Below are 10,017 nucleotides of genomic sequence, written 5' to 3'. Positions count from 1 at the left end.
GATCCCGCACTGCAAACCGCCCCGCGCAGGCAGCGCCGGGCGGTTTTTTTCACGCCCCGCTTGGCGCGCTGTGCATCCCTTCAGAAAAACCGGCGTGTTCTTCGAACAGGACAACGCGATGCATCACGCACAGATCGAGATTCAAGCCGGCCAGCTCTACACCCCTGATGAGGTGAGAACCTGGCTAAAAATCAGCCGGACTACCCTCTGGCGTTATCAAAAGGCCGGGGTCTTACGCCCTGTCCGTATTGGGATAGGAAGTCGAAATCCGCGTTTTCGCGGTGAGGAAATCCTAGGCGTCCTGGCTGGGGGCGACGACGAACGGCAACGGCCTTGAACCCGAAACCCAAGGGGGGCCGACAGCATGCCTTGATGCCGTCGTCTGCACCATCCATTCATGCCGCTATGCATTGCGCACAAACGAAAATGAGGATAAAGTACTCACGCATACGCTCCATAGCGTGCCGGATTGACCCTCCCGCAGAAGCGGAACACGGCAGTACCCCGCAAGCACGGCTTGCGACCGACGATTGGCTCAGCGCCATTGCTCCTGATTCGACGAACGCGCCTCGCGCTCGATGAACTGCTGGCCCATGCCAGCTTCATGCCACATGGCTTCGCGCCATGTCCCTCGGTGATGCCGAGGACAAAACACAAGCACCGTAAATCCTGAACGCATCGCGTCCGCTCCCTGCTTGCACGAAAGGGCGCGGACGACTCGCCGTTTCCATCGCCATGGCGTCGATGGGAATGCGCCTCGATGCGGCCAGATCGGGCCTTGCCCGCAAAACTCTTCGATGACAAGTGCGTCACGTGCTCCACGTGACGCACGCCTGCACCATCCTTGCATCCATCCGTGACGAACGCGCGCCGCTGACTTTTTTCGCGCGCCACATTTTTCTAGCCCCGCCCTTCAGCCCGCTCATGCTGTTTCAACTGAGCACGCTCCGCATCGTTTCTGCGGCTACGCCACAGCCCAGGGTTCACGCTGCCCTCTCCTTGCCGGGGGAGGATCAGCCGGGCGCCATCCCCTCAACTTGTCGGCTGTCGTGCTGGTTGGTTTTGATGTTGGTTCGGTGTTCGTTTTCAGGAGTCTTTCGATGCAAACTTCAGTCCTTGCCACCTGGATGCAAGCCGCCCTCAACCAGGGCAAGAAGTCCACCCGAACCCGGGAGGAACGCCATGCCTGCTTTGCGCGGCTGCAAGCCTTTGCCAAAGAACGCCGCTTTCACGATCTGGCGCCAGCCAGCATCACGCGCAAGCAGATCGGCCAGTACATCGCGCACCTGCAGCAGCAAGGCGTCAGTCCTCGTTCGCTTCAAAATCAACTCAGCCACATCCGCGCCGCGATGCGCGGCGCGGGGATGGCTTCGAAAGCCGACTCGCCGGAATGGTCCAACGCATCGCTCGGCATCGCGTCCAGGCCGGGGGATCGCGTCGGCAAACATCGTGCCGTCACTGAATCCGAGTTGACGGCGGCGCAGGCGCATGCAGGGGCGTTAGGGGATCGCGGCGTGGAGTTCATCGTGCTGAGTGAACTACAGCGTTGCCTGGGACTGCGGGCGCAGGAAGCTGTGCAGGCCGCCGGCAGTCTGGCGGCGTGGGATCGCTGCCTTGTGCGGAGCAGCCCGATCACGGTCAGCGAAGGAGCCAAAGGCGGACGCACGCGCACGGCCGTTGTCCCCGAGGGATTGCGGGAACGCGCCTTGGCTGCGGTGCGTGCGGCCCAAGACCTTGCACAACGCCATGACGGCAAGCTTGTGGAGGCAAGCAGCTTGAAGGCGGCGCGTGACCGCTACCGACATACTTGTGCGGCGTGCGGGCTGGTGGGGGACGTTGCCTCGCATGGTTTGCGCTATGCCTGGGCGCAGGACCGCTATCGTGCCTATCAGCGTGAAGGATTTGCGCCGGCCGAGGCGGTGCGACGGCTGTCCGAGGACTTGGGGCATGGCAGCGGCCGAGGGCGGTATGTGCGGATGGTGTATTTGAGGGGGATGCGCGATGAAGCCTGAAGATGAAGTGCGCGTGGTGGCGGTGATGCGCGGGGACCCCGATCAACCTGAATCGATCCAGATCGAGGGGCGCCAAGATGGGACGTTCCTGAACGGGCTGCCCAAGTCGGGCACCAAATATCAAGCTGTCGCCGGCGTCCTGGTGAAAGTCGAGCCCCAGCAGCGGGTCGAGGACGGGACCAGGACGGTGAAGATCAGCGCCGAGGCCTATGCTCGGCTGCGCCGGCTGCGTCAGGGTGGGGAGTCTGCCAGCCAGTGCATGGAGCGGATGATCTTCGAGGCAGGGTAATCTGCGCCTTCGTGGCGCCTATTGTTCTTGACGCCCAAGCGCTGGGGGCAGGCTTGCCCGCGCAGCTAGGCTTTTTCCACGCGCACGGATCCGTCGTCCTGCACCGTCCAGCGCAGCTTTTCTCCGCGTTGGAGATGCATGGCGCAAGCAACTGATTTCGGCATGACCCAGCGCGGCGTGCCGATCTCGATGACGCCGCCGGGCTGATCGGCCAAGTAAGCCACGAACGCCACCGACGCCATCGACAGAGCCACGGCCAGCCCAGCAGCCAGATAAACACCCGTCATGAAATCCATGGTTTTCTCCTGATTGACGCTGCATCGCCGACAAGACGATAGTGATGTGTACACGTCACTAATGGTGGGTGGGAATTGTGGGTACGGCAAGTATGAGTACAATAGGGCAAGACTGACTGGCCGTTGAAGACAGACATGGCAGACGAATAGCCGCATCGGTGTCTCAGGCGTGCTTGTTCGCGGCCCAGATTCAAAATCCCGAAGGGTCAGGTGGGTCTTGTCTGGCGATCACGGCTAACAGTCGGACGTTCTCGAAACTCACCTGGTGGCACACAAATTAAACACCATCAATCGAGCAACAGAACCAAGAACGCGAAGCCCTTGATTTACGGCCTAGCGCATTCTCGATTCAATTCTTCTCAAAAACTGTGATTTTAATGTGCCTGGCGGCGTGTCAAGTCCCATGACTTGTCCATAATACATGGCCTGTGGGATCAGTAGCCACCAAGCTATCACCAAAATGATGAATATCCATAGTCTGGTGACCTGATGCGTCATAACCGACAGTATGATCTCCAAATTGATGCGCCGAAGCTTCAACATGACCAAGATTATCCGTTATCGTTGCTGTTCCTTGAAAATTATGTATCGTTCCTTCGCTATGCCCAAGTGAATCTTTAATGAAATCCAAGCCGGGGGTGAAGTGCTGAATGCTGCCTATATTTCGACCAATTTCATCGTGTAGGAATGTTGCATCTCCAAAGCGATCGGCAGTTGCTAATGTATGCCCGAGCGAATCTTGAAATGAAATTCTATATGAATCGTTATTTGAATCGACGCCTAGGTATGGAAAAAAGGGATTGTCGAACATGGTGGTGCCTTTTAGAAATTCCGCAGGTCAGGGTGAATGGCATAGGTCTGAAGCCGAAAAATAAAATCCACTGCATCCTCGCGAGTCAAGTTTTTTTCGAGAGACAAAGGAAAGTCTAGAAACGTCGAGATTTTAGCCAGGCGACGAGCCACAAAATATTCGATACGTTCGCGCTCCGTTTCATTGGCTTTTTCATGAGCTGAAAGCAGCAGAGCCGCGAGACTAAGTCGGACAGGGTAAATATCTTGAGAAAATCGATATGCAGCAAAAGGAAGCAGTGAGTTGATGATATGAGTCCATTCCTCGGCACAGTTGGTAAAAGCCTCACTCATGCCAGACTCCTCCATTGACTCTCGAGCTCCGGTCTGCGATAATAACGATGCACTCTGCTGGACAACGCCAACCCATGCGATGGGGTTAAGGGTTAACGCTGCGGCGGCGCTAACACCAAGCGGAATGTAGCGTGACCAACCATTTTGATGTTTGAGATTTTTCCGAAGATTATAAAACTTGGCAGTGTAAGAATCAAGACGGTAAAAATGTGATACAAGCGGCGCAACTGCAGACAACGCACGCTGGCAGGCTGCCTCCATGTTGCGTGAATTATGCAATGTACTTAAATTCAAAGCTTCTAGCAATCGATTATCATTATTGGCCATGAAGGCGGGAAGGAAATTAATCATCGCCTCAAGATCTCGCGCCATTCTGCTAGCGTTTTGAGCCATAAAAGCCACGAGCAAGCTCTGTTCGTAAGGTGAGTTTAGTTCGCTGAGGTTAGATACTTGTTGCGTATTGAGTGCTTGCGAGAGGACAAGATGCGCTTCCGCCAATCTTCCAACGGTGCTGTAAGCGAAATACTTTCCCTCGAGGCCGATCAACGAGGAAACACCTCCTCGAAAATTACTGCGTATTCGATGGAGAAACATTGGCGTAGCAGCCGCGGCAGCGATTCCTTCCAACATTGGAATCTGCGCTTCAAGGACCACGTTGCCGAGTCTCAAACACGGCTTAGAATCGATCCATTCTAATCTCGGAGGCATCTCCAGGGTTAAGATGACCTCATCATCCCCACCCCCTGAAAACCTGAGCCCCTCAGGGATTGTCTCGATTCGAACTGGCCACTTCGAATCTTTGATCGCGACAAACGGGCCAATGTTTGCGGATCGATTTGCCGCAAGTTGTAGCAGACGATTGTTCTGTATTGCGCGGTGAAATGGTCCGCTGGAAGCAGAAATGCTAATCAATGTGCCATGCCGGTCACTCAAAACAAATGAATCCGATGTGCCATCTACGGCAACATCGTCATTCGAAAAATTAATCTGTAATGATCCAGAACTGATGTCCGCAGAAGATAAAGTCAATTTATTGTCCGTCAATAGCGCATCGCAGCGAGAGATGCTTAAATTGCGTCCAGCGACTATTCCTTCAACGTTCACATGACTTATCAGCCCATTATTATTTACTGCAGGATCGGACGCTACTGGTTTTTGCACGAGACAAAATCGATTAACGAACTCCGTTGCGAGGTCTGACTGTGGAAACTCGAGAACAAAACCATCTATGATCGCATCCCCTAAAACTATCTTGCTAGCAAAAATAACCTGCTGACCTTCAACTCGCGCCTTTAGTTGATCGATTGGTATGTCAGTAGACACGTTGTGCAGTGTATGAAAAGTCAGTCGATTATTCTTGAGAGAAAACGCAATAGGTAATATGTTGTTTTTCTCGAAATCGTTTTTTATGTCGGACTCACCCGTTGGGAAATAATCCATATCAAGATTATCGAAAACATCGTCCAACTGACGGGCATCACTTTCTTTTAACTTTGCTGGCAGGTAGACGGTTGGATAAGTTTCTCCTGGGTAAATTTTCTGCAAAAATAGCAAAATTTGTTTAACATTGCTGAAGCTGCACACTACGCTCCCATCTTTGAGCTTGACCGAAAATGCAATATATTTATCACCCGAGATTGTTTTGCAAATAAACGCCGTAGTGCTGGACGCAAATTCGGCACTTGATAAATAATGATCCTTCTTATCGCCAAAGATGCCGCCTGTATCTGAAAATGCGAAAGTACTCTGGGGTTCGTCTGATATGTGGCACTCTTTCGTTCCAACGACCGAATAACTGTCTCGGATTATTTTCAGATTGTATTTCATATTTTTGAGTTCCATGATTTGCCGGAATTGGCGCATTCAAGGAAATTAACAACATAATTGAGCCTGCCTCGCATCAGATGAGGCTGACGTACGCACCAATTGTCGCGCACGGGCATGATTTAATTGCTCGCAACGAGATGCGCAAGTGGTGTTCCACAATTGCTGCAAAATTTCGCATTACGATCATTGATGAAATTGCATTGTTGATTGGGGCACACTTTCTTTTGGTTATTAATTGCCAGCCTTAGAAAGGCAATATGCAGAATGCAGGGAACCGTGACGCGGTAGGCGGGGCCGCTTACGTCAGCTAAAAGCCAAGCGCCGGTGATTGCCCATCCGAACGGGCCGGCCATGATGCCGAGAACGTCCCCCATGGTTCCCATCAATGTGGCGTTCGCAGCGAACCCCAAGCCTTTGCCGATGATCTGGCGGGAGATGGCATTGGCCACGATAGCGGCCAATTCATACGTGGCAAACCCCCCTAGTTTGGCGGCAGCAACGACTGCAGCGAGAGCAGCAGGGCCGACACCAACAGCTTTTTCAGTGAATTTTGTTGTGAACTTTGAGCGTTCATCTTCAGTCATTTTTTCCCAAGCTTTTTCTAGCACCTTGACAAGAATGGCGCGCTCCATCTCCTCGCAGGTTCCTTTGCGAACATCAGCTTTAACCTTGACGGCCACGTCCTGGACCACTGCGGCGTAGGACACACCTTCTCCGAAGCGCAGCAGGTTCGCAATGCTGTTACCGCCAAAGAGCTGGATTTCCTCAAGGATGAGCCGATCCGCCTCCGATGTGAAGTTTCCAGATGCCCTGGCGGCAATCAATTTGCCAAATGATTGTGAACTCAGCGAGATCCTGCCCTTCTCGTTGTCGGTGATGTACTCCACAAGTGGCGCTTTGTTCTCCGCCGAACTGGCTTGCAGCACCTCGAGCACCAATTTGTCTTCAATTTCTTCTTTGATGGCCATGATTTTTCAGTTCTTAGGTCGTTTCGCTCGAGGTCGGGTTGTTCTGGGGTCTTGATACTGGCCCGATCGCTGCGGCAAGCATCAACACCATGAGTCGCTCGTTAGGGTCAAGGCCTGGCGCCATGGCCATTGCGACGCACTTGCGAATACCCGCCTCCATCTCTGTGCGCTTTTCTTGGGACGTGCCATTGCTTTCAAGAACTTCCATCGCAAGCCGATTGCTGTACTTGGCGAGTTCGTCAATTTTTGGACTCGAATCTTCCATCAGGTATCGTGACGCAGCATTAAGTCCTAGCTCCTCTTTCTTTTCATCTGAAGCTTGCAGAATTTGAAAGACAAAGGTGAACCCAGAGATCAGGCTTTTCCAATCCTCAGGCGTCATCAGCAACAACGCAGGGGACATGCCCAGTGCATCAGCAAGCCGGCAGACCGAATCCATGCTCATGTTTTGGTCTTCAATATCGCTTGACCTGGCTGGGATGATCTTGCTCAGGGTCGAGGGTCTTATCCCAGCGATTCCGGCCAATTGCTGGTTGGTCATTCCCCCGATGCCGGCGCGACGCCTTTGAGTTGCTGCGCCGTCATCCTCAATCGTCTCAACGACCTGACGCAAATTTTGCGCAAAGCTGCGGAAAACGTGGCGCGTGCTTTGCGCTAATTCCGTTGGGGCTCGCTTCGCCATCTCACAATCCTTGGCTGCCGGTTGAAAAGCACCCTAGTTTTCGCGTCACGAGGGCAGCAAGGGCAATGCCTGCGACTTCAAATGTGTAGTGCCCGATGGAGCGGCAAACGCCCTTGCCATTTTCCGATAAACCGAGCTTTTCGGCAGTGTACTCACCGGCCATTTCCCCGAGCTTGCCGAGTCCGGGGAATGGCTTGAAAGTTTGGTTGGCTTTGGAATAGCTGTTCATGTCGAGTCTCCTTAGGCGTGACGGCTACTTGCTTCGCGGATGATGCTGAGGATCAAGGACCCCAAGACCGCAGCGATCAGGGCGAGGGCAGCAGCAGCGCCAAGGATGGCTCCGAAGGCGGCCAACGCGGCCTTGATGACCGCGAAAAAGACGACAGAGAAGGCGACAACTGGGATGAGAAGCATGATTGACTCCGGTTGATTGCGCGTTCTGCGCATTGAAGATGGAGCAATCTTATTTGATCAAAAAACGAAAATAAGGGAAAAAACCAAATAAAGTTGTAACAACTTTAAATGTTATTTAATGCCTATCGCTCCGACCCTATGAGCTCTGAACTCCATGCGGGCGCGTCTCAGTAAAGACGGCGGAAAAAAGCGAATACATCACCGGGCCGGATCAATAGCTCAGCCGCTACCCCCCCTGCATTGCACACTTGGACATGCGGTGATTGTCACACGAGAGAATGAGGCCCTGGCGTAGGGATGGGTGCAACTTGGGGACAGTCGTGTACGGTCAGCAAAGTTAAAAACAAGCCCATTTGCGCCAAACTGTCCCATCGCCCGGACTCTGGCCCGAGCTGAGCCGTGGTGCCAACCAGCATACCGGCCTTTTCACCGCTTTGGTAGACTGATTGTCGCGGGCGGCTAGGCAAGCTGGCGTCCTCGATGATTTCGGCTCAGGCCCGGTGCTTGTCGGCACGTTGCAATACCAAACACCGCATCTTGTCCCAGCGTTCGCACGGTTTTTCTTCGGCCCAGGCAGCCGCTTCTGCCGGGATGCAGCTACGGCGTGGCGCTTGCTGATCTTGGTCGATGTCGGCAAAGAGTCGGTGCTTTTGGCACGGCTTGCTGACCTCATCACGGGGAGTGCCCTCGCGGTGTTCACTCGGTATTCAAAGTGAACAGACACCGGAACAAGCCCTATGCCCTCAACTTCACAACGTCTGCACCGGCCTTGAGTTTGTCCATGTAGTCTGCCCAAGCCTGCATCATGGCCGCGCGCTGCGCCACGAATTCAGTCCGGTTGTAGGCCCGGCCCAGCGCATCGGATACGGAGTGCGCAAGCTGCGCCTCGATCACCCGGTCATCGAAACCTAGACGCTCCGCCAGCATCGTTCTGGCAGAGGCACGGAACCCGTGGGCCGTGGCATCAAAGCCCATGCGCTTGAGCGCGGCTAACACCGCAATTTCTGAGATGGGACGCATATAACTGCGCGGTGACGGAAACACCCACGCACTGCGTCCCGAGACTGGATGCAGTTCACGAAGCAGCGCGACGGCTTGTGTTGCAAGCGGCACCAAGTGCGGCTGGCCGCTGATCTTCTCTTGCTTGGTGCGCTTCATGCGCGTGGCGGGGATCGTCCACAGCGCGCCGTCCAGGTCAATCTCTTCCCAGCGTGCATGCCGCAGTTCACCAGGCCGGAGAAAGACCAGCGCGGATAGCCGAAGCGCGTAAACCACCGATGAATGCCCCCGATAGGCATCGATTGCGCGCAGCAACCCACCAAACTCGACAGGCTCCACAATCGCCGCATGATGCCCAACCAGCGGCGGCGGCAAGGCGTCGCGCAGATCGGCGGAAATGTCACGTTCGCATGCACCCTTGGCGATGCCATAGCGGAAGATTTGACCAGCGGCCTGCTTGACACGATGTGCTGTCTCAATCGCGCCACGATCCGCCACCCGGCGCAAGCATTCCAGTAACTCAGGCGGGCGGATGGAGCCGATAGGCCGGGCGCCCAGCCAGGGGAATACGTTTTGTTCCAGACGCAGCCTTGTCCGGTCCGCATGACCGGGCGTTACCTTGACTGCATGCACTCGCTTGAGCCAGTCGCGAGCGACGACCTCAAAGCTATCTGCGGCCAACACACCGCCTGCCACAGCTTCCGCAGGCGCGACTTCAACCCTACTGGCCTTGCGTGCGGCGCTGGGGTTGATGCCATCAAGCAGTTGCTGACGGATCTCCGCAGCGCGGCTCCGAGCTCGCGCCAGAGTCACATCGGGATAGACGCCAAGGCTGAGGGTCTGACGTTTGCGGGCGTAGCTGTAGTCGAAGCGCCACCACTTCTTACCGTCGGGGCGGACCAGCAGATAAAGCCCGTCGCCGTCAAATATGCGCTGCGGCTTGTCGAGAGGTTGCGCACGTCTGAGCGCAGCGTCAGTCAGTAGGTTTGAGGCCATGTGCAGTAACTCCTTCTTCGCGCAGATCAGTTACTGCGAAAGTTACTGCATGAATTGCTGGCAACGCAAGGAACAGCGTGAAACACCAGGCACCGCATTTTCATGCTAAGTGCCTGATATTCCATCTTTTTTTATTGTATTTGAAGCGTTGTGGAAACGCCTGAAACGTGCTAATGGTGGAGCCGGGGGGAATTGAACCCCCGTCCGCAAATTCTCCATCGCAAGCTCTACATGCTTAGTGCCATCATTGGGTTTTAACCGCCCAGACGCAGATGGACATGCTTCTGAACTGGCGATCCGCTGGATTTAATGATTTTGCGCGCGGCGCACAGAATCACGATCTGATGTGGATGACCTTGCAGGTGTTGCCACCCCGGCCCATCAGCGTGCC

Annotated in this window: 13 protein-coding genes, 1 other RNA gene and 1 pseudogene; 5 read left to right on the top strand and 10 right to left on the bottom strand. The window is 54.7% G+C overall.

Annotated features, from left to right (window positions below):
• The coding region (locus M7R55_RS05645; protein ID WP_298219299.1) for a helix-turn-helix domain-containing protein at positions 1-337 on the top strand (337 nt) is incomplete at its 5' end.
• 198 nt (positions 338-535) lie between these two features.
• Here M7R55_RS05645 and M7R55_RS05640 read toward each other — a convergent pair.
• The gene (locus M7R55_RS05640) at positions 536-679 is read right to left on the bottom strand and encodes a hypothetical protein (RefSeq protein WP_298219297.1); all 144 of its coding nucleotides are present in this window, start codon (positions 677-679) and stop codon (positions 536-538) included.
• A gap of 421 nt (positions 680-1,100) precedes the next feature.
• Between M7R55_RS05640 and M7R55_RS12235 the strand changes: the two are divergent.
• The 3 genes and pseudogenes from M7R55_RS12235 to M7R55_RS05625 form a co-directional block, all read left to right on the top strand.
• Positions 1,101-1,313 (top strand): annotated as a pseudogene (locus tag M7R55_RS12235) (hypothetical protein); the annotation flags it as partial.
• A 51-nt stretch (positions 1,314-1,364) separates the two neighbouring features.
• Positions 1,365-2,012 carry an integrase domain-containing protein gene (locus M7R55_RS05630; RefSeq protein ID WP_298219293.1) on the top strand — a complete coding sequence of 216 codons (648 nt, stop codon included), beginning with the start codon at positions 1,365-1,367 and terminating at the stop codon, positions 2,010-2,012.
• A complete protein-coding gene (locus tag M7R55_RS05625) occupies positions 2,002-2,301 on the top strand; it encodes a hypothetical protein (protein ID WP_298219292.1) in 300 nt (99 codons plus the stop codon). The genes M7R55_RS05630 and M7R55_RS05625 overlap by 11 nt, the downstream gene beginning before the upstream one ends.
• Before the next feature lie 65 nt (positions 2,302-2,366).
• On the opposite strand, the gene M7R55_RS05620 is transcribed toward M7R55_RS05625, so the two are convergent.
• The 7 genes from M7R55_RS05620 to M7R55_RS05590 all read right to left on the bottom strand — a co-directional run bounded on the left by M7R55_RS05620 (position 2,367) and on the right by M7R55_RS05590 (position 7,631).
• Positions 2,367-2,597, bottom strand: a complete 231-nt coding sequence (locus M7R55_RS05620) for a hypothetical protein (RefSeq protein WP_298219290.1) — start codon at positions 2,595-2,597, stop codon at positions 2,367-2,369.
• A gap of 394 nt (positions 2,598-2,991) precedes the next feature.
• Complete coding sequence (locus M7R55_RS05615; protein ID WP_298219288.1) at positions 2,992-3,408, bottom strand: hypothetical protein; 417 nt, start codon at positions 3,406-3,408, stop codon at positions 2,992-2,994.
• Between the two features lie 11 nt (positions 3,409-3,419).
• Positions 3,420-5,567: a hypothetical protein gene (locus M7R55_RS05610; protein ID WP_298219287.1), complete on the bottom strand. Its 2,148-nt coding sequence runs from the start codon at positions 5,565-5,567 to the stop codon at positions 3,420-3,422.
• 119 nt (positions 5,568-5,686) lie between these two features.
• Complete coding sequence (locus tag M7R55_RS05605) at positions 5,687-6,535, bottom strand: ubiquinol-cytochrome C chaperone family protein (protein WP_298219285.1); 849 nt, start codon at positions 6,533-6,535, stop codon at positions 5,687-5,689.
• 13 nt (positions 6,536-6,548) lie between these two features.
• Entirely contained in the window at positions 6,549-7,217 is a 669-nt protein-coding gene (locus M7R55_RS05600) for a helix-turn-helix transcriptional regulator (RefSeq protein WP_298219283.1), read from the bottom strand.
• A gap of 1 nt (position 7,218) precedes the next feature.
• Positions 7,219-7,446, bottom strand: a complete 228-nt coding sequence (locus M7R55_RS05595; protein WP_298219281.1) for a hypothetical protein — start codon at positions 7,444-7,446, stop codon at positions 7,219-7,221.
• A gap of 11 nt (positions 7,447-7,457) precedes the next feature.
• Complete coding sequence (locus tag M7R55_RS05590) at positions 7,458-7,631, bottom strand: hypothetical protein (protein WP_298219279.1); 174 nt, start codon at positions 7,629-7,631, stop codon at positions 7,458-7,460.
• Positions 7,632-8,077: 446 nt separating this feature from the next.
• On the opposite strand from M7R55_RS05590, the gene M7R55_RS05585 reads away from it, so the two are divergent.
• The gene (locus M7R55_RS05585; RefSeq protein ID WP_298219277.1) at positions 8,078-8,347 is read left to right on the top strand and encodes a hypothetical protein; all 270 of its coding nucleotides are present in this window, start codon (positions 8,078-8,080) and stop codon (positions 8,345-8,347) included.
• A gap of 19 nt (positions 8,348-8,366) precedes the next feature.
• On the opposite strand, the gene M7R55_RS05580 is transcribed toward M7R55_RS05585, so the two are convergent.
• Together M7R55_RS05580 and ssrA are read right to left on the bottom strand one after the other, a co-directional pair.
• Complete coding sequence (locus M7R55_RS05580) at positions 8,367-9,626, bottom strand: integrase arm-type DNA-binding domain-containing protein (protein ID WP_298219275.1); 1,260 nt, start codon at positions 9,624-9,626, stop codon at positions 8,367-8,369.
• A gap of 174 nt (positions 9,627-9,800) precedes the next feature.
• Positions 9,801-10,017: a transfer-messenger RNA gene (gene ssrA, locus M7R55_RS05575) on the bottom strand; the annotation flags it as partial.

This window comes from Halothiobacillus sp. (genome assembly GCF_027346185.1).
In the GTDB taxonomy this organism is placed as follows: domain Bacteria; phylum Pseudomonadota; class Gammaproteobacteria; order Halothiobacillales; family Halothiobacillaceae; genus Halothiobacillus.
Note: the sequence above shows the minus strand (reverse complement) of the source record. Positions and strands in the feature narration are given on the sequence as shown.